The following is a 24,621-nucleotide window of genomic DNA, read 5'->3' on the forward strand; positions in this document are numbered from 1 at the left end:
GAAACCCTTTCATTTAATAATATTACCAAGTATCTCTAGATTTAATATTTGCTTCGCAGAAGTTTATGATTTCTTTTATTCTCTTCTGTTTAGTAGCTTCTCGTTTCGCTTGGTTTAGCCAATACAGATAGCTTTTTCTGTAAGAAGGTGCAAAGTTGTTATAGTTTTCAAAAGCTTTAAGATTTTCATCAAATGCCAATTGTAATGCGTCTGGAATAATGCCTTTTTCAACTGCATCTAAAGCAGTCCAGCTTCCGTTTTGTTTACCAATTTCTATACTTTCTAAACCTTTTGGATGCATTAAGTCTTCAGCAAGTAAGGCTTTAATATGCTTTTTGTTAAGTGCGCTCCACACGCTTTTAGGATTGCGTTTACAAAAGTATTGCCTGCGTTTTCCGTTTCCTAAACTTTTAACTGTACTATCTATCCAACCATAACACAAGGCAACTTTTACAGCTTCTTCCCAACGCATACTTTCGTTTTTGTGGTCTACTTTGTAAAAGATGAGGTAAATGCCATTATCACTATCGTGATTGATGTGTAGCCATTCTCGCCATTCTTTATCAGATTTAAAATAGTACTCGTCAGTAGTCATTTTAAAGTGCTTTTACATTCACATAAAAATTATTATCTACTTTTATATTTGAGTCTTTAGATTTTAATTTTAGGGTCTGATATTCTTTTGAAGGTGTTATCCAGTGATTAATACCATTGACTTCAATTTTAATTGGCATCACAAAATCTTTTACTGTATTTGTCCATTTGTAATGCAATTTTTTACCTTCCACTTGATATTCTAAAACAGGAATTTTAGTAGTACGCAAATATTGATTAAAAATCTCTTTTAAATCCAAACCAGATTCTTCAGCTAAACAGTTTTCAATTTGTTGTGTTGTTACGGTTTGATGATAGAATTTTGAATTTAAAGTACGTAATATTTGTCTCCATTTTTCGTCATCATTAACTAGTTGACGTAAGGTATGCAGCATATTAGCACCTTTGTAATACATATCTCCAGAACCTTCATTATTAACATTATATTGTCCAATTAAGGGTCTGTCATTTTGAATTCCTCTTCTTGTACCAATTACATACTCTGATGAGGCTTGTTTACCGTAATAATAATCTAAAAATAAGCTTTCAGAATAAGCAGTAAAGCTTTCGTGTATCCACATATCTGCAATATCTACATTAGTAATATTGTTTGCAAACCACTCGTGTCCAGCTTCATGAATGATGATAAAATCAAATTTTAAACCCCAACCTGTTCCGGATAAATCGCTACCCAAATAGCCATTCATATATTTGTTTCCGTAAGTTACAGAACTTTGGTGTTCCATACCTAAATAAGGGACTTCTACTAGTTTAAAACTATCTTCGTAAAACGGATAAGGACCAAACCAATGTTCAAAAGCTTTCATCATTTTTGGTGCATCTTTAAAATGGGTTTTTGCTTTTTCAAGGTTGTCTTTTAAAACGTAGTAATTCATGTCTAAATCACCTTTTTCGCCTTTAAAAACCTCAGAAAAATTAGCATAATCACCAATATTAATATTTACACCATAGTTGTTAATTGGGTTTGCTACATGCCAATTAGTTGTAATTGTTTCATCTTTATTATCAATAATATTTTTAAGTCTTCCGTTAGACACATTCATTAGTCCTTTTGGAATAGTAACGCTAATATCCATACTATCTACTTCGTCATACATATGGTCTTTATTAGGCCACCAAACGCTTGCTCCAAGTCCTTGACAGGATGAGGCTATAAAATGATTTCCGTTTTTGTCTTTTTTCCAAGAAATTCCGCCATCCCAAGGCGCTCTAACAGCTTCACGAGGTTTCCCTTCGTAATAGGCTATAACACTATTTGTTGCTCCTATTTTTTGCTGGTCTTTAAGCGTTACAAAGTGAGCATTTCCATCGTGTTTTATTTCTAGTTCTTTATTGTTTTGAGTCACTTTAGTCAGTACTAACGGTTCCTGCAAATCAATTTGTAACACTTGGTTTGGTTTTAAAACGGTATATTGAATGGTGTTTGTACCAGAGATTGTTTTCTGTTCTGGGTTAACTTTAATATCTAAATGATAATAGGATAAATCCCACCATTCGCGTTCTGGAGTAATACTTCCACGAAGCGTGTCTTGTCTAGTAAAGTTGTTTTTTTCTTGCAGTAAGCCTTGGGCTTTTGTTGATATACAAGGAGAAATTACAAAAAAAAGTATTAGATAGAGTGTGTTTTTCATTACTATAAAAATTTCTTCTAAATTAATGAAAAATAAAAAACCACTTCACATTGTAGTGTTTTTTAACTATTAAATTAAATAACAAAAAAAAGCTGTTTCATTACAAAACAGCTTTTTAGGGTAATTAAAACTAAAACTTAATTTTTAGAAGCAGTATTTTCCTTCTGCTTTTACTTTTTCTGCAATCTCGATACGTAAATCTACGATATCTGGATAGTTAGCATATTTTGTAAAACGCTTAAGACCCATTAACATCATACGTTGTTCGTCGCCTTCTGCAAAAGAAATAATACTTTCTTTTCCTTTTTCTTCAACGATATCTACTGCGTGATATAAATATAATTTAGCCATCGCGATTTGAGCCGATTGCTCAGCCTCGCTAGTACGTTTAACGTTTTTCTCAGTTCTTAAAATTGCAGATTCTGCCATGTAGATTTCAATTAAGATATCTGCAGCTGCAATTAATAATTGTTGATGATCTTCTAACTGAGGACCATATTTTTGAACAGCACCACCAGCAACCATTAAAAATGCTTTTTTAAGCTTTTTAATCATTTCTTTTTCTTCTGAAAATAATTCAGAGTAATCAGGTGTTTCAAACGATGGTATACCCATTAATTCTTCTTGTACTTTAGATGCAGGACCTAATAAGTCAACGTGACCTTTCATAGCTTTTTTAACAAGCATACCAACGGTTAACATTCTGTTGATTTCATTAGTTCCTTCATAAATACGTGCAATACGTGCATCTCTCCAAGCTGACTCCATAGGCGTTTCTTCAGAGAATCCCATTCCTCCAAAAATTTGGATTCCTTCATCTGCACAATTTTGCACATCTTCAGATACCGCAACTTTTAAGATAGAACACTCAATTGCGTATTCTTCAACACCTTTAAGTTCTGCTTCTTGATGTGTATTTCCAGCAGCTTCGCGCATTGCGATTCTGTCTTCAATATTTTTAGCAGCTCTATACGTAGCAGATTCACCAGCATAAGCACTTGCAGCCATTTCGGCTAACTTTACTTTAATTGCTCCAAAATCTGCAATAGGTGTTTTAAATTGTTTACGCTCTGTAGCATAATTTACAGCAGTTGTTAAAATACGTCTTTGCGAATCTAAACAAGCAGCAGCTAATTTAATACGTCCAACGTTAAGTGCATTCATAGCAATTTTAAAACCTTCACCACGACCAGCTAACATATTTTCAGCAGGTACTACAGTGTCGTTAAAAAATACTTGACGTGTAGAAGACGCACGAATACCTAATTTATGTTCTTCTTCACCTAAAGTAATTCCATTTGGATTTTCACTATCATACTCCACAATAAACCCAGTAATGTTTTTATCATCTTCAATACGAGCAAAAACGATCATCACGCTACAGAAACCTGCATTTGAGATCCACATTTTTTGACCGTTAATTTTGTATGATTTTCCATCTGCAGAAAGCTCTGCAGTTGTTTTACCAGAATTTGCATCAGATCCAGCTCCAGGCTCTGTTAAACAGTAAGCTCCAAACCACTCTCCAGATGCTAATTTTGGTACGTATTTTTGTTTTTGTTCTTCTGTACCATATAACGTAATTGGCATAGTACCAATACCTGTATGTGCACCAAAAGCAGTACTAAAAGAACCTGTTCCACTTGAAATATAATCACAAGTTAATACTGTAGAAACAAATCCCATTCCCATTCCGCCATAAGCTTCAGGAACTGCTACGCTTAAAAATCCCATGTCTCCAGCTTTACGCATAACGTCTTCAGTTAATGCATAATCTTTAGCTTCAAAACGTGCTTTATGAGGAATAATTTCACGATCATTAAATTCCATTACAGAATCTTTCATCATTGCTTGCTCTTCTGAAAAATCTTCAGGAGTAAACACATCATCACAATTTGTTTCTTTTACTAAGAATTGACCTCCACGAAGGATATCTTTTTCTAAATCTGCCATTTTATAGTATTGTATTAAGTTCTTTAATTAGTTTAAAAATTCGAATATACCGCAAGCACCTTGACCTGTTCCAACACACATGGTAACTGCACCATATTTACCTTTCATGTCTTGCTTACGCATTTCGTCAAATAGTTGTACAGATAATTTTGCTCCTGTACATCCTAATGGGTGACCCAATGCAATTGCACCACCATTTACGTTAATTATATCTGGATTAAGATTTAGTTCTCTAATTACAGCTAAAGATTGCGAAGCAAAAGCTTCATTTAACTCAATTAAAGCTAAATCGTCTTGTTTTAATCCTGCTTGTTTTAATGCTTTTGGAATTGCTTTTACTGGTCCAATTCCCATAATACGAGGCTCAACACCTGCAGCAGCATAGTTTACCATTCTTGCAATTGGTTCTAAACCTAGCTCTTTAACCATGTCTTCACTCATAACCATTACAAAAGCAGCACCATCACTCATTTGTGACGAGTTACCAGCTGTTACACTTCCTCCAGCAGCAAATACTGCTCTAAGTTTAGCTAAAGCTTCTTTGCTTGTTCCTGCACGAGGTCCTTCATCTTTAGTTACTGTATAAGATCTGGTTGCTTTCTTTCCGTTAGCATCAATATAAGTTTGTTCTACTTCAATTGGTACAATTTGATCTTGAAAACGATTTTCAGCTTGCGCTCTTAAGGCTTTCATATGTGAATTGTAAGCGAACTCGTCTTGGTCTTCGCGAGATACCTTAAACTGTTTTGCAACAGCTTCTGCAGTATTTCCCATTCCCCAATAATAATCTTCATGACCTGCTTTTACGATATCGTAGTTCAATTCTGGTTTAAAACCTGTCATTGGTACGCTACTCATACTTTCTGCACCACCAGCAATAATACAATCTGCCATTCCAGCTTGTATTTTTGCAGTTGCCATACCAATAGTTTCTACTCCAGAAGAGCAAAAACGGTTTACAGTTACGCCAGGAACATCCACAATATCTAATCCCATTAATGAGATTAAACGTGCCATATTTAATCCTTGAGAACCTTCTGGCATTGCGTTACCAACAATAACATCGTCAATACGCTTTGGGTCTAAACCTGGCAATTCCTTCATCATATACTTGATGGTTTCGGCTGCCAATTCATCTGTTCTTTTAAAACGGAACACGCCTTTTGGTGCTTTACCAACTGCGGTTCTGTATGCTTTTACTATATATGCTGTTTTCATTTTTCTTAGTTTCTTAAAGGTTTACCTTTGGTTAACATGTGCTGAATACGCTCTAAAGTTTTACGCTCTGTACATAAACTTAAGAAAGCTTCACGCTCTAAATCCAATAAATATTGTTCTGTCACGCGTGTTGGTTCAGATAAATCTCCACCTGCCATTACGTAAGCTAATTTATTAGCGATTTTCATATCGTGTTCAGAAATGTAATTTGAGTCTTCCATAGAGTCTGTTCCAACTAAGAACATACCTAATGCTTGTTTACCAAGAACTAAAACATCATCTCTTTTTACTGGTTGTGTGTATCCTGAATTAGCCATTAGCATAGCGTGTTGTTTCGCAACTGCTATTTGACGGTCTTTGTTAACCACAACAACATCTTTTCCTTTTTGAAGTAGGTTTAAGTCGAAAGCTTCATAAGCAGAAGTAGATACTTTTGCCATACCAATTGTTAAGAAATGTTCTTGTAAAACGTTTAATTGTACATCTCCTTTTTGGAACATATCTTGTGCTCTTAAAGCCATTTCTTTAGAACCACCACCACCAGGAATAACACCAACACCAAACTCTACAAGTCCCATGTAAGTTTCTGCTGCTGCAACTACTTTATCTGCGTGTAATGATAATTCACATCCACCACCTAAAGCCATTCCGTGAGGAGCAGAGATAGTTGGGATAGAAGAATAACGCATACGCATCATACTATCTTGGAAATATTTGATAGCCATGTTAAGCTCGTCATATTCTTGCTCTGCAGCCATCATGAAAATCATTCCGATGTTTGCACCAACAGAGAAGTTTGCAGCTTGATTACCAACAACTAAACCAGCAAAATCTTTTTCGGCTAAATCAATAGCTTTATTTAATCCAGCTAAAACGTCTCCACCAATAGTGTTCATTTTAGATTGGAATTCTAGGTTAAGGATTCCGTCACCTAAATCTTCTACAACAACACCAGAGTTTTTAAACACTTCGTTTGTTTTACGGATATTATCAAGGATAATGAAACTATCTTGACCAGGTATTTTAGTTTGTGCTTTTGCAGCAATATCATAATAATACGAAGCGCCTTCTTTTACTGTATAGAAAGAGGTGTTACCAGAAGCAACCATATCGTTAACCCAAGCAGCAGGTTCTAAACCTTCCGCTTTCATTAATTCGATTCCTTTTTCTACACCAATTGCATCCCAAATTTGGAAAGGACCATGTTCCCAACCAAAACCAGCTTTCATGGCATCATCAATCTTGTAAAGCTCGTCTGAAATTTCTGGAATACGATTAGATACGTAAGCAAATAATGCTGTGAAGCTTTTTCTGTAGAATTCGCCAGCTTTATCTTTCCCTTTGACTAGTACTTTAAAACGGTCAACTACTTTATCAATCGTTTTCGTTAATTCTAAAGTTGCAAATTTTGCACGTTTATTAGGTCTGTATTCTAGGGTATTTAAGTCTAAAGATAAAATGTCTTTAGTCCCATCTGCATTTCTAACTAATTTATAAAAACCTTGTCCAGTCTTGCTACCTAACCATTTATTTTCCATCATTGTGTTGATGAAGCTAGGTAATTCAAATAACTCTAAACGTTCGTCATTAGGACAGTTTTCTCTAATTCCGTTTGCAACGTGAACCAAAGTATCTAAACCAACAACATCAACGGTACGGAAGGTTGCAGATTTTGGACGACCAATGACTGGTCCAGATAATTTATCTACTTCCTCGATAGTTAAATCTAAATCTTTAACTGCATGAAATAAACTTTGTATGCTGAAAATACCAACTCTGTTACCTATAAATGCAGGTGTGTCTTTAGCTACAACAGACGTTTTTCCTAAGAATTTTTCGCCATATTCATTTAAAAACTCTAAAACAGAAGCATCTGTTTTTGGTCCTGGGATTATTTCGAATAATTTTAAGTAACGTGCAGGATTAAAGAAGTGTGTTCCGCAGAAATGCTTTTGGAAATCTTCACTACGACCTTCACTCATGAATTTTATAGGAATACCAGAAGTATTAGATGTAATTAAGGTACCTGGAGTTCTGTATTTTTCTAGTTTTTCAAACACTTGTTGTTTAATATCAAGTCTTTCTACTACAACTTCCATAATCCAGTCTACATCTGCTACTTTAGCAATGTCGTCTTCTAAGTTTCCTGTAGAGATGCGACTTGCAAAAGATTGGCTGTAAATAGGAGAGGGTTTAGATTTTAAAGATGCAGTTAAAGCATCATTTACTAATCTGTTTCTTACGACTTTGTCTTCTAAAGTTAATCCTTTAGCTTTTTCTTTGTCGTTTAGTTCTCTAGGAACGATGTCTAATAATAATACATCTACACCAATATTGGCGAAGTGACAAGCAATACCAGATCCCATTATTCCGGAACCAATAATCGCTATTTTTTTAATTCTACGTTTGCTCATATTATTTTAATGTGTGTTCTTTTTGATTGTATATTTTTTTATTGGATATCAATTCATTTATGGTATCCGAAACTTCATAAAAGCTTTTTAACTTTTCCTCAGATACGTGTTCTCTAATTGCTTCATTAAAAACTAAAACACGTTCTTTTGCATCTTTACGTTTTTCTTTACCAAATGGAGTTAGATAAATTAATACACCACGACCATCATTTGGATTTGGTCGACGTACTATTAAATCCATTTCTTCCATACGTTTCAGGATTCTAGAAAGACTAGTTGCTTCCATACCCATAATTGGACCTAATGAGGTTGAAGGTGTGCCTTCTTCTTGATCAATACTTAATAGTGTAAACCCAGTAGCCATAGTTGTACCAAATTTAGCAGCTTCTTCATTATACATTTTATTAACTGCTAACCACGTGGTTCTAAGCACGTAATCTATGGTTTTATCTTTCATATTAGAAACTTAATAAATGGTTATATTTTCAAAGATAGTAAAAATTTATTATGCATGCATAATAAATTTAAAATTAGTGTATAAAAAAAGCTACCTAAATTTAGATAGCTTTTTGTAGTTATATTTTTTTTTAAAATATTAATATCCGTAAATATCGTTGTATAATGCTTTATATTTTTCTTTAATTATTTTACGTTTTAGTTTTAAAGTAGGTGTTAAGTGTCCAGCTTCTACTGTCCAAGCTTCAGCTGTTAATCTAAATTGTTTAATTTTTTCCCACTTAGCAAATTTAGTGTTTGCTATGTCTATCTCTTCTTGTATACGAGCTATTACTTCTGGGTTAGCAACTAACTCTTCATTATTGCCTAGAGTTTTATTATGTATTTTAGCCCAATTTCTAATAAATTCAAAGTCAGGTTGTATAATTGCTGCTGGCATTTTTTCGCCTTCACCAATAACCATTACTTGATCAATAAATCTAGATTGTTTACATCTGTTTTCTAATAATTGTGGTGCTACATATTTACCACCAGAGGTTTTAAACATTTCTTTTTTACGATCGGTAATTTTTAAAAAACCTTCGTCATCAATAACACCTATATCTCCAGTGTGGAAATAGCCATCTTTAATGACTTCTGCAGTTTTGGCTTCATCTTTATAATAACCCATCATGACTTGCGGTCCTTTTACGCAAATTTCTCCGTCTTCGGCAATTTTAACTTCGGTACGGTCTAATAATTTACCAACAGTCCCAATTTTAAATCCTCCGTTGCGCATATCATTTACAGATACAACAGGAGAAGTTTCGGTTAATCCATAACCTTCCATAACACCAAATCCTGCTGCATTAAATACACGTGCTAATCTTGGTTGTAAAGCAGCACTACCAGAAGCCATTACTGCAACTTCGCCTCCAAGTGCAGCTTTCCATTTGCTAAATATTAATTTATTTGCAAGATTTAGTTTTTGTGTATACCACCAACCATTTTCGCCATAGGGTTTGTATTGTAATCCTACGTCTACAGCCCAGAAAAATAATTTTTTCTTAATACCAGTCAACTCTGCACCTTTAGCAATAATTTTGTCATATACTTTTTCCAATAATCTAGGTACAGCAGTCATGACTTGTGGCTTAACCTCTTGGGCGTATTCGCTTATTTGGTCAATAGGAGCGTAGTGTATTGAGGCACCACAATATTGATATAAATATATAAGCATGCGCTCATATACGTGGCATAATGGTAAAAAACTTAAGGCTCTTGCTGATCCTAATTCGATTGGTATTCTTTTAAAACTTTCTAAAGCATTGCTAACTAAATTATCGTGAGATAGCATTACTCCTTTAGGTTTTCCAGTTGTTCCGGAAGTATAGATTAGTGTTGCTAGGTCACTAGCTTTAACATTGTCTTTTAAATTTTCAACTTCGGCTTGGTTAGATTGATCTTTTCCTAGCTCTAATACTTCGTTCCAGTTTTTACAATTTTCTAATTGATCAAAGCAGTAAACTTCTATTAATGATGGTACTTCTGCTTTTATTTTTATGACTTTATCATAAACTTCTTGACATGATATAAAACAATATTTTGCTTCTGCGTGATTTAAAACGTATGCGTAATCCTCTTCAGATATTGTAGGATAGACTGGTACATTTTGTGCGCCAAGTTGCAAAATACCAATATCCATGATATTCCATTCTGTACGATTAGTTGAGGATATTACTGCTATTTTATCATTTTTTGTGATGCCTAATCTTAGTAATCCTCTACTAATTGTGTTGGCCTGTTCTAAATATTTTTTTGTAGAAATTGATACCCATTTACCGTCATATTTTGTTGATAATGATTTTTCAAGATTATATTTTTCAAGTTGATAGTATGGGAAATCGAAGAGTCTAGTTATTTCTATCATTGGTTTATTTGCGAAGTTGTTAAGAGTTGCAAAGTATGAAATTTTATTTCCATTTCAAATAGCAGTAAAAAAAAGGAGCTGTAATTAAACAGCTCCTATGCTAACTGATTGATAGCGTGAATATATGCTTTTTTGATTTTTATTTAATAACTAACTATTTTTAAATGAATCCCTTAACTTTCATTTAAATTAAATAAATCACATAAATTCGAAGCTAAATTATGTAAAATCTTTTGTTTAAATGATGTAAAAAATCGTAAAAATTAGAGTTTTAAATAATTATTTAAGAAAATATTCTCTGATTTGAAGTAATCTGAGGGCTTTTGGTTCATAAATAATTTAAAGTCTTTAGTAAAATGCGACAGATCATAATAGGCATAATAGTCTATTAATTCTGATATTGAAGCTTTTTTGGCTTCATACTGTTTCATTAAGCTTAAAAACTTATATAGCTTTATAAATTTTAAGGGTGTTAAGCCTATGGTTTTTTTAAACTGTACTTCTAAATGTTTTTGCGAAATTGGAAAAATTTTAAGTAGTTCTTCTACATTAATTTTACCTTCTTTTTTATAAATCACTTTTACAGCTTCATCTACTAATTTAGTGTTTTTACTCTCGTACACTTCTAGCTTTTGTAGTTGATTTTCTATGCGTTTTGCTAATGCTGTACCCTTTAAATTTTCTTTAAAAATTGGACTTAATAGTGTATATAACTTATTGTCTATCTCAGAAAGACTAACGTGTTTATCGGTAAGTTTTGAAATATCAGTTTTTAATATCTTATAAAGTGCTGTAGGATGAAAATTTATTCCAAAATTAAAATACGGATTAGTAGCCTTTACTACATAAGACTTATAGGATTGTCCTAAAACTACTAATCCGTTGCTGTTATAAGTTACTTTATTACACTCCGTTTGAATAGGTGTATTGGTGTATATAATATGTGATTGTGCAGTAGGTATAACTTTTGATTTTAAAGGTATACTAGACTGATCAACAGTTAGTTCAAAAAAGTTTTGTACCAACTGGTTAGTGTTGGTACATTTTATATATCTAAAATTCATTAATAGCTTTATGTTCTGAATTATTACAGCATAAACCTAAGAAATTTATTAAAAAAAAATATGAATTATCTTACTTTTTATTTTCAATCCAATGCTTAGCATTTGTAAAAGCCTCTAACCAAGGTGATACTTCATCTTGTCTGTTTTCTGGGTAATTTGCCCAATTCCATTGAAACGTTGAACGCTCTATATGAGGCATCATTACTAAATGACGTCCAGTTTTATCGCATAACATTGCAGTATTAAAATCTGATCCATTTGGATTTGCAGGATAACTGTCGTAACCATATTTTGCAACGATGTTATATTCTTGCTCTGACTTAGGAAGATTAAATTTACCTTCGCCATGACTTATCCAAACGCCTAAAGTCGTGTCTTTTAATGTTGAAAGCATTACCGAGTTATTGTCTTGAACTGTTACCGAAGTAAATGCGCTTTCATGTTTTTTAGAGTCATTATGAAGCATTTTTCCATGCACATCATGTTCTGGATTAATCAACTCTAATTCCATAAATAATTGACAACCATTGCAAATACCAATGGATAAAGTATCTTCTCTTTTAAAGAAGTTATTTATGGCTTTATTAGCGTTTTCATTATATTTTATTGCTCCAGCCCAACCTTTGGCAGATCCTAAAACATCACTGTTTGAGAAACCTCCAACAGCTCCTAAAAACTGAATGTCTTCTAAAGTTTCGCGACCAGAAATTAAATCTGTCATGTGTACATCCTTAACATCAAAACCAGCTAAATACATTGCATTTGCCATTTCACGTTCAGAATTACTTCCCTTTTCACGTAAAATTGCTGCTTTAGGTCTTGGTTTATTTTGGTCAATAATTGGAAGTTTTCCCGTAAAATGTTTAGGGAAGCTATATTGTAAGGCTTGATTTTTATAGTTGCCAAAACGTGTTTTAGCAAGTCCATTTGCAGTTTGTTTTTGGTCTAATAAAAATGACGTTTTATACCACATGTCTCGTAACCTAGAGACAGTCATGGTAAAGACTTCAATACCGTTTATAACACTTAGGGTATCACTATTAGTTACTTTACCAATGTTATGAAAAGCTATGTTAGCATCTGTAAGCGTTTTTTCTATGGAAGCATCTTTAGATTGAAAAACAATCCCAGAATTTTCAGAGAATAATACTTTACAAGAATCCTTTTGGTTTAAAGCAGTAATATCTAGCTCTGCACCTAAATTAACATCTGCAAAACATAATTCTAATAACGTAGTAATCAATCCGCCAGAAGCAACATCATGTCCAGCTATAATTTGATTATCCTTTATTAATTTTTGGATAGTATTAAATACTGTTTTAACGTACTTAGCGTCTTTAGTATTAGGAGTATTATTACCAACTTTATTTAAAATTTGAGCAAAACTACTTCCTCCTAATTTAAAGTCATCTTGTGATAAGTTTATATAATATATGTCACCTCCTTGTTTTTTAAAAACAGGCTCGATTACATTTTTAATGTTGTTACAGTTTGCTGCTGCAGAAATTATAACTGTTCCAGGAGAAATTACTTCTTCATTTGGATACTTCTGTTTCATTGATAGCGAATCTTTACCTGTAGGAACATTGATTCCTAAGTCAATTGCATATTCTGAAATAGCTTGTACAGCATCATATAAACGTGCATCTTCACCTTCATTTTTACAAGGCCACATCCAGTTTGCAGATAGCGACACAGATTGTAGACCATCTTTTAGAGGTGCCCAAATTATATTGGTTAATGCTTCTGTAATACTGTTTCTGCTTCCAGCAACAGGATCAATTAATCCAGAAATAGGAGCGTGTCCAATTGATGTTGCGATTCCTTCTTTTCCATTATAATCTAAAGCCATTACACCCACATTATTTAACGGGATTTGTAATGGTCCAACACATTGTTGTTTAGCGACTTTACCACCAACACAACGGTCCACTTTATTTGTTAACCAATCTTTACATGCTACAGCTTCAAGTTGTAATACTTGGTCTAAGTAATCGTAAAATAAGTTTGGGTCATAAGAGATACCACCATAATTTCTGTCCATTGTGGTATCTGTCATTATTGTTTTTGGTGAACTACCAAACATATCCTCTAAAGCTAAATCCATTGGTGTGTCACCTTTGGTTTTAGATTTAAATGTAAATCTATTGTTTTCTGTAACGTCACCAACAGTATAAATAGGAGAACGTTCTCGTTCTGCAATTCTGTTTAAATGTTCCAAATGTTTTTCTGCAATAACTAATCCCATTCGTTCTTGAGATTCGTTACCAATAATTTCTTTAGCAGAAAGTGTTGGATCACCAACAGGTAAGGCGTCTAAATCAATAGTTCCACCTGTATCTTCAACTAATTCTGATAGACAATTTAAATGTCCACCAGCACCATGATCATGGATAGATACTATAAAGTTTTCGTCGCTTTCTACCATTCCACGTACAGCATTGGCAGCACGTTTTTGCATTTCTGGGTTGGAACGTTGCACAGCATTAAGCTCTATACCAGAAGCAAACTCTCCTGTATCTGCAGAGGATACTGCAGCTCCACCCATTCCTATACGATAGTTTTCACCACCTAAAATTACTATTTTATCACCTTTTTTAGGTGTTTCTTTTAATGCTTGATCTGCTTTTCCATAACCAATACCTCCAGCTTGCATGATTACTTTGTCGTAACCAATTTTTCTGTTTGTTCTTTTTTCACCGTTAATAATGGTGTTTTTTGCTTCGTCGTGTTCAAACGTTAAGACAGAACCACATATTAAGGGTTGTCCAAATTTGTTACCAAAGTCTGATGCACCATTACTAGCTTTTATTAAAATATCCATTGGTGTTTGGTATAACCAAGGACGTGCATCCATAGCTTGTTCCCATGGTCTGTTTTCTTCTAATCTAGAATAAGACGTCATATAAACAGCAGTTCCTGCTAATGGTAATGATCCTTTTCCACCAGCTAATCTGTCTCTAATTTCTCCTCCAGATCCTGTTGCAGCACCATTAAATGGCTCTACGGTTGTTGGAAAGTTATGTGTTTCCGCTTTAAGCGAAATAACAGAGTCGTAATCTTTTTTTACATAGAAATCAGGAACATCTGCACGTTTAGGTGCAAACTGCTCTACTTTAGGACCTTTTATAAAAGCAACATTATCTTTATAAGCCGAAACGATACTGTTTGGATGTTGCTTTGAGGTTTCTTTAATTAACTTAAAAAGCGATGTTGGTTTTTCTTGACCATCAATGACAAAAGTCCCATTAAATATTTTATGACGACAATGTTCTGAGTTGACTTGAGAGAATCCAAAGACTTCTGAATCTGTTAATGGACGACCAATTTTTTTTGAAACGCCTTCTAGATATTCAATTTCTTCGTCATTTAAGGCTAAACCTTCTTTTTGGTTGTAAGAGGCTATATCCTCAATATTTAATATTGGTTCTGGTTGGATATTTATAGTGAAAGACTCTTGGTTTAATCCGTTATATTTTTCTGAAATCATTGGGTCAAAACCTGTAAAATCTTTTTGGCAAGCTTCAAATTCTTCAATTCTGACAATGCCTTCAATACCCATATTTTGAGTAATTTCTACTGCATTTGTACTCCAAGGTGTAATCATTGCAGCTCTAGGACCAACAAAAAAAGCATCTAAAGATGCTTGTTCTATTTTTGGCTGGTTGCCAAATAACCAAATCAATTTAGAGATGGTTTGCGTTGATAATTCTTTTGTTGCTTGAACAGCAAAAAGGTTACTGTTTTGGTTTCCGAAGAAATGAATCATTATATTTTAGTTTGAGTGTTGTTTTTTATAAAGACACAAATTTAGGTTTTTTAAGGCTAATTATTGATAATAATTACTGCTTAATTTAAGAGTTATTCACGAGGTTTTGAACAAAAAAAAGCGACTTAATTAAGTCGCTTTTTAAATTTTGGATTAAGATCTACTTATTCTTTAATCAGTTTTTTAGTAATACTACCGTTGTTGTTTTGTAGTCTTAAAATGTAGACACCTTTACTTAAGCTGGATAGACTAACTTTATTGTTTTTAGAAGTCACGTTACCTTTTAAAATCTTTTTACCTAAAATATCATAGATTTCAAAGCTAGAGTTTTCATTAACCTCAATAGTTAATAAGCTAGATTTAATAGGGTTTGGATATATTTTGATTTCTTGTTTGTTAAAGTCTTTAGTGCTTAGCGTAAAGCATGTCCATGATAAATCATCAATTCTAACTCTATTTCCTGACGATAGATTTACTAGTTGGACAGTAATGTTATCCACAATATTAATATTGTTTATTGTGGTTGTAGTTGCTACTGTATTGTCTCCAGTGTATGGCACAGTTCCAACAGACGTACCATTTACCAAAACATCTAAATTTCCTGCAGATCCACCAAAAGTAAGTTGTGTAGTAACTGTTAAACTACCAATACCTCCAGGAAGCGCAGGAGATGTTAATGATCCGTTTCTAATACAAATTGCTCTAGAGTTTATTTGTTGGTCAGTTCTAGCGTCTGTTGCAGTCCAACCGTCAGTAATACCATCATTTCCTGTCCAAACTCTTGTTGCATATGAACCTTGATTTGCTGGTATATTTTCAAAATCTTCAGAAGGACAATTGTTGTCGGTTGGTGTTCCTGCTAATGTAGTTTCAGTTGCTGTTGCACTTAAATTAGATTGATTTCCTGCAGCATCTTTAGCTAATATTGTAAATGTATAACTAGTCTCTGGTGATAAACCAGTCACAGTAAAAGTTGTAGCATCAGAACCAGTATTTGTGTAATAAGTTCCATCAACGTATACATCATATGTTGTAACTGCAGTGTCATCTGTTGATGCAGTCCAAGTTAGGTCTATAGTGGTTTCAGTAGGATTGTTAGCTACTAAATTTAATGGAGTAGAAGGTGCTTGTGTGTCTGTTGGTGGTTGACTTCCCCATCTGTTTTCAGCAGGTGTTCCTCCCCAAATTACTGTTGCTAAATAAGGGTTGTCAATAAATGGATTACGATTTCCTTGTGCATAGGTGTTTGAAGTATTAGCGTGATATGTATTTCTGTTATCTTCAATTAACGATACAGGGTCCTCAGCGTTCCAGTCTAATAATATGTTAATCATATTTGGATCAATACTATTAGTGGTTCCGTTTACAGCATAAGTAGGAAGACATTGGCTTCCGTATCTTGTGTACATGTACATTATAATTCTTGCTGCATCACCTTTATATTCGTCACCTGGATACCATAGGCTTGAACCACTACTTGTGTTTCCTGCGTTTCCGGATCCTGCTGCAAATTTTTTATTTCCACGATTAGAATTCATTTGAACGTCCGATGGTCTTAAGTTATGACCATCAGCATAAGGTGGACCTGAGGAACCAGAACTATCTAAACTAGGATTTGCTAATGAGTTAGGGAACACATGTTCTCTATTCCAATCAGTACCACTATTCCCACCGTTTAAGTTTTTATTTCTTGTTCTGTCAGTAACGTGATTGTTATCTGTGTCGCTATAACCGTAAAATAATCTAACGTTATTACTGTTGTCAGTATCTTCATCAGTCATTTTACTAGCTTCCCAAATACCTGGCGTGTAACTTAAGCTATTGGTATGGTTAACAGCAGTAACAACAGCTAAGTCATTAAATAAATCTAATTGTGTCTTAGTAAAGTCTACACCATTATAGTAAGCTTGAAGCTCTGTAGGAGGTGTTAACTGCGCATAACTAAAAGCAGTTATTAAAAATGATAGTAATAAGTAAAATTGTTTCATTGGTAAATTTTAAAGTGTAATACAATAAGTAAAGTAAATGTATGTCTGCTATTTTTAATTAAATATCATTGATTTAAAGAATGTTATCTTTAAAATGCGTTTTTTTAAGTTGAAATATAATTGTTTATTTTCTTTCTAAAAGTGCCATGTAAAATCCATCATAGCCAGTTTGGTGAGATAAAATTTTATTATCCTTAACTAATGAAAACTCTTTACCGCTTTCTGAAGCTAAAAATTTGGATACTTGATCTTGGTTTTCTGATGGTAAAATAGAACATGTAGCATATACTAATTTTCCTCCAGATTTGACCATTCTAGAATATGAACTCAAGATTTCGGTTTGTGTTTTTTTTATTTTTTCAATAAATTCAGGTTGCATTTTCCATTTAGCATCTGGATTTCTTCTTAAAACACCTAATCCAGAACATGGCGCATCTATTAATACACGATCTGCTTTATCATAAAGTTTTTTAATAACTTTAGTAGAGTCTATATGTCTAGGCTCAATATTATGCGCTCCAGCTCGTTTAGCACGACGTTTTAATTCTTTTAATTTATTGTCGTAAATATCTAAAGCAATAATTTGGCCTTTATTTTCCATTAAACTTGCAAGATGTAATGTTTTACCACCAGCACCAGCGCAAGTATCTACAACACGCATTCCAGGTTCTACTTGTAAATATTCTGCAACTAATTGTGAAGAGGCATCTTGTACTTCAAAATGACCATTTTGAAAAGCTTCGGTAGTAAAAACATTACCACGTTCGGCTAATTTTAAAGCATTTGGGTATTTAGCTAACTCTTCAGTTTCAATATCTAAATCAAATAAATCTGATTTAAGTTTTTCTCTAGTTGTTTTAAGTGTGTTTACTCTTAGGATAACATCTGCTTGCTCATTTAATGCAGCAGCTTCTTTAGTCCAAACATCTTCTCCTAAAGCTTTAGCAGCTAACTCATCCATCCAATCAGGAAAAGATTCTTTAATTTTTCTAATTTTAGAAAATTCGTCAAAACGTCCCTTAATTTTTCTTGTAGGTGTGTTTTCAAAATATTTCCAGTCAGGAAGAGAAATTCCTTTTAAAGTAGCCCAAACAGCAAACATACGCCAAATTTCGTCTCTGTTAAAAGGTTCTTTAACTTCAGCTATTTCGGCATAAAGACGTTTCCATCGTACAATATCATAAGTCGTTTCGGCAACAAAACCTCTATCACGACTTCCCCAACGTTTATCACGTTTAAGTAATTGTTGTACAACTTTATCTGCATAATGCCCTTCATTAAAGATTAATAATAAACCATCAACGGTTGCAAAGCATAAATTTTTGTGTAAGCGCATTTTTTTGTATTTAATAACGTGCAAAGTTACGGTAAATAACACGAATTTGTGTTACTTTTTAACATTAAGATATTATAGATTTGTTATTTAGAAAATAATTTTAAATAAATGCGCAAGTTTTTTTAATCTATGGCATCTAAAGTATTAACAACTGGAATAAATAGCATTTTTGACAGAAACAGATTTTATACACCAACTTAAGGCACAAAACAGAGCGTCTTATAGTAAGCTTTTGGAGGATTTTCAGCACAAAGTGTATGGGACTTGTTTATCTTTTGTGCCAAATAGGGAAGATGCAGAGGATATTGCGCAGGAGGTTTTTGTAGAGGTTTTTAATTCTATTGATAAATTTAAGCAAGAGTCTAAACTATCCACATGGATATATAGGATTACAACTAATAAATGTTTAGAGTTTATTAGAAAAAAAAATGCTAAAAAACGTTTTGCATTTTTACAATCCTTATCCGGAAATGATTATAATCTTGATAAAGCAAGTTACTTTACAGAGATTAATCATCCAGGATTAGTATTGGAACAAAAGGAAACCAGTGAGGTCTTATTTTTAGCTATTAACAAATTGCCAGAAGCACAACGTATAGTTTTTACATTAAATAAAATTGATGATAAAAGCTATAAAGAAATTAGCGAAATTACTAATAGAAGCATTGGGTCCATTGAATCTTTATTGTTTAGAGCCAAAAAGAATTTACAAAAAACATTAGAAAATTTTTATAAAAATCAAGAGTAACGCAAGTTTTTAAAAACTTTTACATCTAAATTAATATGAACGCAAATAAAAATATTCAAGATAAAATAGATAGCACATTAAATGCTTTAGATACGTTAAATAGTGTCCAAGTGTCTCCTTTTTTTAAAGATAAAACTATGCAAAAAATGTTTGCAGAAAAACAAACTATTTCTAAGTCTTGGAGTTGGTTTACACCACAATTACAATTAGCAACGTTAGTCTGTGTAGTTATTGTAAACGTTTATGCTATCCGTCAAATAAAAAGCACAAAATATAATGAAGCTATCTCTAGTTTTGCCTCAGATTATGGACTGAGCTCTGAATCAGAATCTTCATTATTTAATTTATAGTTATGAAAAAAAATACAGTTTTATATCTGTTACTAATTGTTTTAATTATAATGAATGGATTTTTTCTATTCAATTATATTGGACGTCCAGGTCAGAATGGACCTAAAGCTTCAGGAGATTTTATAGCTTCAGAATTAAATTTTAATGACCAACAATTAGCACAATTTAAAAGTTTAGAGACTAAACACCATGATGTTATGCGTGCAGTTGGTGATGATATTAAGTCTTTAAAAGATCAATTATTTACTAACATTACAGCAAAAGCTGTCAATCAAAAAGATATTGACAATTTAATAGCAAACATTGCAGACAAAACAATAATTAAAGAAAATGAATTGTTTAAAAGGCTACGAGGCATCTACAAGTTATGTGATGATAAACAAAAAGAACAATTTAAATCAATTATAAAGAAAGCACGAAGATTTGATAATCAAGGACCAAAACATCCTAGAAGACCAGAGTAAAACGCTTTTCTAAAATTAAAAAAGACCTTCAGTAAATTGAGGGTCTTTTTTTTGTGTTTTGTTTAACATACTTACACACAAGTTATTTAATAAATAGTCATCTAAATAGGCATAACAAATAAATTTTTAGATATGAAAAGTAACTTATTAAGTAAAGCAGTTTTAGTTTTTGGATTAACAATTTTAAGTGTTAATAGTACCAATGCACAATCTAACGATAGAGATAAAAAGGAGCCACCTACTTTTAGTCAATTATTAAAAGAAATGGATAAGGATGAAGATGGTAAATTATCTAAAACAGAAATTAAAGGACCTTTAAAAGACAACTTTGATAAAATTGACGCAGATGAAGATGGTTTTATTACTGAAGCAGAATTTAAAAAAGCTCCAAAACCAAAAAAAAGAGAACGTAAATAGTTAGCTAAAATAACCAATAAACCATAATGATATGAAGTACATAAATAGTAAATTAAATCTGTTACTAATAGTAATTGCATTTAGTGTAACGTTAACAACTTTTAGTTCTTGTAACAATGATGAAGATGTAATAACAACGACTGAGGAAGACGAGGTTGCAGTAGTAATTGATGATACAGATTTTGAAACTACAGATTGGACAACAGCAACCCATAGTAAGGATGCAGATCCAAATTTTGACGAAGTCTTTGAAGATAACGCAGTAAAAAGACTAGACATTGTCATTACAGAAGCACGCTGGCAAGCCATGTTAGATGATATGACAAATCTATACGGTACATTTGGTTCTGGAGCAGGAGGACCTGGAGGAGGTTTAACCGAAACTGATGAAGATCCAATTTTTGTACCTGCCGAAGTATATTATAATGGTATACAATGGTATCGTGTAGGTGTTAGATTTAAAGGTAATTCTAGCTTACAAACTAGTTGGCAAAATGGGATTTTAAAATTGTCTTTTAAATTAGATTTTGACGAGTTTGAAGATGACTATCCGCAAATAGATAACCAACGTTTTTATGGCTTTAAAAAATTAAGCCTTAAAAATAATTATGATGACAAGTCTATGTTGCGCGAAAAAGTAGCTACAGATGTTTTTAGAAACGCAGGATTAGTAGCTTCGCACACTGCTTTTTATACAGTTTATGTAGATCATGGTGAGGGACCACAATATTTTGGCGTGTATACTATGGTGGAGGAAGTAGATGATACGGTTTTAGATACACAATTTTCTGATGACGATGGTAACTTGTATAAGCCAGATGGTGATGCAGCTAGTTTTGCTCTTGGAACTTATAATGAAAGTGAATATGTTAAAAAAACAAACGAAGATGAAGGCGATTTTAATGATGTTGCTAGCCTTTTAGCTGTGGTAAACGATGAGTCTAGAATAACAGACCCTGAAACTTGGAGATCAAACTTAGATGCTATTTTAGATACTGATGTGTTTTTAAAATACTTAGCAGTAAACACAGTAGTCCAAAATTGGGATACTTATGGAAGGATGACTCATAATTATTTTTTATATAATAATCCTGATACAAGCAAGCTAACATGGATTCCTTGGGATAATAATGAAGCATTGCAAACAGGAAAAATGGGAGGATCATTACCATTGGACTTTTCTGGATTAAATAGCGCAGAATGGCCATTAATAGGTTATTTGTATCAAGATTCGGTTTACAAATCACAGTATGATACTTATGTGCAAGACGTTGTTGATAATGCTTTTAATGTTAGCACAATTCAATCTCTTTATACAAATTATGCAGCGTTAATACAACCTTATGCAACATCAGAAGTTGCTGGTTATAGCTTTTTAGAAAACGGATCAGATTTTCAAAATGCAGTTAATCAATTAAATACGCATGTATCTTCACGTGCTGCTGCAGTAAGTGATTATTTAGATTAAAAATTATAATTAATTTGTTGATAGTAGTTAAAGGCTTCATTATGTAAAACTTATGAGGCCTTTATTATCTCGATATACAATTAACACGAAACACATTCAACATAAAAATATTTAATAACAAGTTTTATATAAAAAAAATCATCTAAAGCTTATAAACAGGATTTAAAATGAAAAATAACCAATTAAAAACAGGACTTACAATTTTTTCAATGCTATTATGTTTTAGCGTTTTTGCTCAAGGACCTCCAGGTGGAGGTGGACAAGGCGGAAGAGGAGGCGGAAGAGGTCAGCAACGTGGTGGCACACCAGATGCGTCTGAAATTCTTTCAAAATTAGACACTAATAAAGATCAAGTGATTGATAAAGAGGAAGCTGCTAATGATAAAAGAGGAAAAATTGTTAAAGATTTTGATGTTATTGATACTAACGAAGATGGAGTCATAGATTTAGATGAATTGAAAGCGTCTTTAGATGATAAAAAACCTAAAAAGATTTCAGCAAATAAAATAATTAAAGAAGTAGATGATAATGCAGACGGAACTTTAAACGAATTAGAAGTTGCTGCAAAAAATAAAATAGAATTATCGGACAATTTTAGTAAGATTGATACTAATAGTGATGGCGAATTAGACTTAGCTGAGTTAAAGGCGTTTTATGAAACACATGATAAACCCAAACGTAAAAAAAGAGATTGATTTAATTTCAAAAAAAAGAATATGAAAAGCCTATATAAAGTTTTAGTACTTGTAATGCTTGGTCTGTTGTTTGGTTGTAATAGTCAAAAAAAGACAACAACACATAGCCATGATGGATTACAAAATCATTCGCATGATACAGATCACACATTTAAAACAACAAATAATTACTATGGTAATTATGAGCTTGAAGACACTACGTATGGTACAAAAACTAAGGTTACGGTTAATGGTGATATACGTGTTATGGTAACTAATTCGTTGCCAAACCACGAAACAGGTACATTTCCTAATCAAGGAAATCCTAATACTATAGCAGCTCAAAATATTACCTATAAATTTCCGGTGACACCTAAATATACAGGAAAAGCACAGTGGATGAGAGAGCCAGGAATAGCTTTAAACGGTATAAAATTTGAACCTCAAACAGCAGAGGTTGTTGTTTGTGATACAGGAGAAAATTATCGTGTAGAGGCTATTCAGGATGTTATTGATTTAGGTTTGGATTTTAATCATGCTCACGTACAACCTACAGGAGCTTATCACTATCATGGTACACCAACATCTCTAATTTCAAAATTTGATATAGGACAAGATTTGGTTCATATAGGTTTTGCTCATGATGGATTTCCTATGTACTATTCTAAAAGTGGACAATATAAACCTAGCTTTAAATTGTTAGACGGAACCAGAGAAGGTGAGGATTGTACTTATGATAATCCACATCAACATATGGATATTGCTGTTGGAGGACATCATGACGGAACGTATGGTTCAGATTACGAGTATGTAGCTGGTTATGGCGATTTGGACGAGTGTAATGGTATTACTGTAGATGGTAAGTATATGTATTTAGTAACTAATGAATTTCCTTACGTTGGTCGTTGTGTTATGGGAGAAGTAGAAAGTCAAGAACAAGGACCTCCAAATGGTCAACAAAATGGTCAAGAAGGACGTCCAGAACCATCACAGATTATTAAACATATGGATGATAATAAGGATGGCAAATTGTCAAAAAATGAAGTTAAAGGACCTTTAAAAGAAGATTTTACTAAAATAGATGCTAATGACGATGGGTTTTTAACTAAAGAAGAATTGCAAAAAGTCTCAAATAACAGAGGTCAAAGACCACTCGGAAAAAAAACTCAAGTTGAAAAAAAATAAATTTTGCTAAGACCGCAAGTTTTTAAAATATCACGCATCTAAAAGAACATAATCCGCTAACAACAACGCAAAAATGAAAAACGTATTTAAATCATCTATTTTAATATTAACTATATGTGTAATATTTGTATCCTGTAGTGATGACGACGCAGCAAATACTGGTACAACAACAGAAGGAGATGTAACAGCAGCAACATTGCATAATGCATTTTCAGAATTTAATGCAACTAATACCACCATTACATTAAATGGTACCAATGTTACAATTCAAACTAATGGGTTGCCTGACCATACGTCACCTTATTGGTCCAATACAGTTTCAAGATCTTTAGTAGGTCCGCAAGGTGTAACTTTTACAACAGTTTCTAACGCTGACCATCCATTATGGGTTGAGCCAACAGTAACAAGTTATGATCAAATGGCACCAGGAAATATTGACGATTTTAATGGATCATACTCCTTAACAGTATCTGCAAATCCACAATTAGCAAGTAGCAGTACAGCAACAGGATTAGGTGCTATTGGTATCTCAATTTCAGGATCTGTAATTTATAATGATGAGGAAGGACCAAACGTACCTTTGGATAATGCAGTAGGATCTCTAGATTATACAGCAGCACATACAGGACCACAAAGTTATCACTACCATTTAGAGCCTAAAGCTTGGTCTAATGATGACGAAGCGTTAATTGGTATTATTGCAGATGGTTTTTTTCTTTATGGTCGTAAATGTAATGCAACAGGAACATATCCTACAGATTTGGATGCATCAGGAGGACATACAAGTACAACGCAACATACAACAACAGCAGAGTACCATTACCATATCCAAAACGAATTATATTTAAACGCATATTATATTTTATTTCCAGGTGATTATCAAGGTACTCCAAGCAATATCCTTTAAAAACTGTTTTTTATTCAGTTTAATACTTTTTTTTAACTGTCAAAATCAGACTAAT

19 protein-coding genes are annotated in these 24,621 nt (G+C 33.0%); 8 read left to right on the top strand and 11 right to left on the bottom strand.

Annotated features, from left to right (window positions below; translation table 11 throughout):
• Nucleotides 1-22: 22 nt before the first annotated feature.
• The 11 genes from M890_RS0100970 to M890_RS0101020 all read right to left on the bottom strand — a co-directional run bounded on the left by M890_RS0100970 (nt 23) and on the right by M890_RS0101020 (nt 18,353).
• Entirely contained in the window at nt 23-595 is a 573-nt protein-coding gene (locus M890_RS0100970; protein ID WP_028281715.1) for a YdeI/OmpD-associated family protein, read from the bottom strand.
• 1 nt (nt 596) lies between these two features.
• Nucleotides 597-2,246, bottom strand: a complete 1,650-nt coding sequence (locus M890_RS0100975; RefSeq protein ID WP_028281716.1) for a M1 family metallopeptidase — start codon at nt 2,244-2,246, stop codon at nt 597-599.
• A gap of 144 nt (nt 2,247-2,390) precedes the next feature.
• A complete protein-coding gene (locus tag M890_RS0100980) occupies nt 2,391-4,199 on the bottom strand; it encodes an acyl-CoA dehydrogenase FadE (RefSeq protein ID WP_028281717.1) in 1,809 nt (602 codons plus the stop codon).
• A gap of 27 nt (nt 4,200-4,226) precedes the next feature.
• A complete protein-coding gene (locus M890_RS0100985; RefSeq protein ID WP_028281718.1) occupies nt 4,227-5,417 on the bottom strand; it encodes an acetyl-CoA C-acyltransferase in 1,191 nt (396 codons plus the stop codon).
• A gap of 5 nt (nt 5,418-5,422) precedes the next feature.
• A complete protein-coding gene (locus M890_RS0100990) occupies nt 5,423-7,831 on the bottom strand; it encodes a 3-hydroxyacyl-CoA dehydrogenase/enoyl-CoA hydratase family protein (protein ID WP_028281719.1) in 2,409 nt (802 codons plus the stop codon).
• A 1-nt stretch (nt 7,832) separates the two neighbouring features.
• Complete coding sequence (locus M890_RS0100995) at nt 7,833-8,288, bottom strand: MarR family winged helix-turn-helix transcriptional regulator (protein WP_028281720.1); 456 nt, start codon at nt 8,286-8,288, stop codon at nt 7,833-7,835.
• Between the two features lie 138 nt (nt 8,289-8,426).
• On the bottom strand, nt 8,427-10,196 hold the full coding sequence (locus tag M890_RS0101000; RefSeq protein WP_028281721.1) for an AMP-dependent synthetase/ligase: 1,770 nt from the start codon (nt 10,194-10,196) through the stop codon (nt 8,427-8,429).
• Nucleotides 10,197-10,459: 263 nt separating this feature from the next.
• Nucleotides 10,460-11,260: a helix-turn-helix domain-containing protein gene (locus tag M890_RS0101005; RefSeq protein WP_028281722.1), complete on the bottom strand. Its 801-nt coding sequence runs from the start codon at nt 11,258-11,260 to the stop codon at nt 10,460-10,462.
• 70 nt (nt 11,261-11,330) lie between these two features.
• Entirely contained in the window at nt 11,331-15,029 is a 3,699-nt protein-coding gene (gene purL / locus M890_RS0101010) for a phosphoribosylformylglycinamidine synthase (RefSeq protein WP_028281723.1), read from the bottom strand.
• Between the two features lie 164 nt (nt 15,030-15,193).
• Nucleotides 15,194-17,017, bottom strand: coding sequence for an endonuclease (locus tag M890_RS0101015; RefSeq protein WP_028281724.1), 1,824 nt, complete (start codon nt 17,015-17,017; stop codon nt 15,194-15,196).
• 124 nt (nt 17,018-17,141) lie between these two features.
• Nucleotides 17,142-18,353, bottom strand: a complete 1,212-nt coding sequence (locus tag M890_RS0101020; protein ID WP_028281725.1) for an RsmB/NOP family class I SAM-dependent RNA methyltransferase — start codon at nt 18,351-18,353, stop codon at nt 17,142-17,144.
• A 169-nt stretch (nt 18,354-18,522) separates the two neighbouring features.
• On the opposite strand from M890_RS0101020, the gene M890_RS0101025 reads away from it, so the two are divergent.
• From M890_RS0101025 to M890_RS0101060, 8 genes are all read left to right on the top strand, one after another.
• Nucleotides 18,523-19,101 (top strand): RNA polymerase sigma factor, encoded by a 579-nt coding sequence (locus M890_RS0101025; protein ID WP_028281726.1) that lies wholly within the window; start codon nt 18,523-18,525, stop codon nt 19,099-19,101.
• Nucleotides 19,102-19,136: 35 nt separating this feature from the next.
• Nucleotides 19,137-19,451, top strand: a complete 315-nt coding sequence (locus tag M890_RS0101030; protein ID WP_028281727.1) for a hypothetical protein — start codon at nt 19,137-19,139, stop codon at nt 19,449-19,451.
• A gap of 2 nt (nt 19,452-19,453) precedes the next feature.
• The gene (locus M890_RS0101035) at nt 19,454-19,915 is read left to right on the top strand and encodes a Spy/CpxP family protein refolding chaperone (protein ID WP_028281728.1); all 462 of its coding nucleotides are present in this window, start codon (nt 19,454-19,456) and stop codon (nt 19,913-19,915) included.
• Between the two features lie 132 nt (nt 19,916-20,047).
• Complete coding sequence (locus M890_RS0101040; RefSeq protein WP_028281729.1) at nt 20,048-20,332, top strand: EF-hand domain-containing protein; 285 nt, start codon at nt 20,048-20,050, stop codon at nt 20,330-20,332.
• A 31-nt stretch (nt 20,333-20,363) separates the two neighbouring features.
• Nucleotides 20,364-21,800: a CotH kinase family protein gene (locus M890_RS0101045; protein WP_028281730.1), complete on the top strand. Its 1,437-nt coding sequence runs from the start codon at nt 20,364-20,366 to the stop codon at nt 21,798-21,800.
• A gap of 167 nt (nt 21,801-21,967) precedes the next feature.
• Nucleotides 21,968-22,495: an EF-hand domain-containing protein gene (locus M890_RS0101050; RefSeq protein WP_028281731.1), complete on the top strand. Its 528-nt coding sequence runs from the start codon at nt 21,968-21,970 to the stop codon at nt 22,493-22,495.
• Between the two features lie 21 nt (nt 22,496-22,516).
• Nucleotides 22,517-23,659, top strand: coding sequence for a YHYH protein (locus tag M890_RS16325; RefSeq protein ID WP_051437419.1), 1,143 nt, complete (start codon nt 22,517-22,519; stop codon nt 23,657-23,659).
• Nucleotides 23,660-23,732: 73 nt separating this feature from the next.
• The gene (locus M890_RS0101060) at nt 23,733-24,566 is read left to right on the top strand and encodes a YHYH protein (RefSeq protein ID WP_028281732.1); all 834 of its coding nucleotides are present in this window, start codon (nt 23,733-23,735) and stop codon (nt 24,564-24,566) included.
• Nucleotides 24,567-24,621 lie beyond the last annotated feature (55 nt).

Origin of the sequence: Olleya marilimosa CAM030, assembly GCF_000518485.1 — a bacterium.
In the GTDB taxonomy this organism is placed as follows: domain Bacteria; phylum Bacteroidota; class Bacteroidia; order Flavobacteriales; family Flavobacteriaceae; genus Olleya; species Olleya marilimosa.

What these genes read in the sequence shown, in the direction of transcription:
- M890_RS0100970 (WP_028281715.1), bottom strand. Translation starts at nt 595, where the DNA reads ATGACTACTGACGAGTACTATTTTAAATCTGATAAAGAATGGCGAGAA.
- M890_RS0100975 (WP_028281716.1), bottom strand. Translation starts at nt 2,246, where the DNA reads ATGAAAAACACACTCTATCTAATACTTTTTTTTGTAATTTCTCCTTGT.
- M890_RS0100980 (WP_028281717.1), bottom strand. Translation starts at nt 4,199, where the DNA reads ATGGCAGATTTAGAAAAAGATATCCTTCGTGGAGGTCAATTCTTAGTA.
- M890_RS0100985 (WP_028281718.1), bottom strand. Translation starts at nt 5,417, where the DNA reads ATGAAAACAGCATATATAGTAAAAGCATACAGAACCGCAGTTGGTAAA.
- M890_RS0100990 (WP_028281719.1), bottom strand. Translation starts at nt 7,831, where the DNA reads ATGAGCAAACGTAGAATTAAAAAAATAGCGATTATTGGTTCCGGAATA.
- M890_RS0100995 (WP_028281720.1), bottom strand. Translation starts at nt 8,288, where the DNA reads ATGAAAGATAAAACCATAGATTACGTGCTTAGAACCACGTGGTTAGCA.
- M890_RS0101000 (WP_028281721.1), bottom strand. Translation starts at nt 10,196, where the DNA reads ATGATAGAAATAACTAGACTCTTCGATTTCCCATACTATCAACTTGAA.
- M890_RS0101005 (WP_028281722.1), bottom strand. Translation starts at nt 11,260, where the DNA reads ATGAATTTTAGATATATAAAATGTACCAACACTAACCAGTTGGTACAA.
- purL (WP_028281723.1), bottom strand. Translation starts at nt 15,029, where the DNA reads ATGATTCATTTCTTCGGAAACCAAAACAGTAACCTTTTTGCTGTTCAA.
- M890_RS0101015 (WP_028281724.1), bottom strand. Translation starts at nt 17,017, where the DNA reads ATGAAACAATTTTACTTATTACTATCATTTTTAATAACTGCTTTTAGT.
- M890_RS0101020 (WP_028281725.1), bottom strand. Translation starts at nt 18,353, where the DNA reads ATGCGCTTACACAAAAATTTATGCTTTGCAACCGTTGATGGTTTATTA.
- M890_RS0101030 (WP_028281727.1), top strand. Translation starts at nt 19,137, where the DNA reads ATGAACGCAAATAAAAATATTCAAGATAAAATAGATAGCACATTAAAT.
- M890_RS0101035 (WP_028281728.1), top strand. Translation starts at nt 19,454, where the DNA reads ATGAAAAAAAATACAGTTTTATATCTGTTACTAATTGTTTTAATTATA.
- M890_RS0101040 (WP_028281729.1), top strand. Translation starts at nt 20,048, where the DNA reads ATGAAAAGTAACTTATTAAGTAAAGCAGTTTTAGTTTTTGGATTAACA.
- M890_RS0101045 (WP_028281730.1), top strand. Translation starts at nt 20,364, where the DNA reads ATGAAGTACATAAATAGTAAATTAAATCTGTTACTAATAGTAATTGCA.
- M890_RS0101050 (WP_028281731.1), top strand. Translation starts at nt 21,968, where the DNA reads ATGAAAAATAACCAATTAAAAACAGGACTTACAATTTTTTCAATGCTA.
- M890_RS16325 (WP_051437419.1), top strand. Translation starts at nt 22,517, where the DNA reads ATGAAAAGCCTATATAAAGTTTTAGTACTTGTAATGCTTGGTCTGTTG.
- M890_RS0101060 (WP_028281732.1), top strand. Translation starts at nt 23,733, where the DNA reads ATGAAAAACGTATTTAAATCATCTATTTTAATATTAACTATATGTGTA.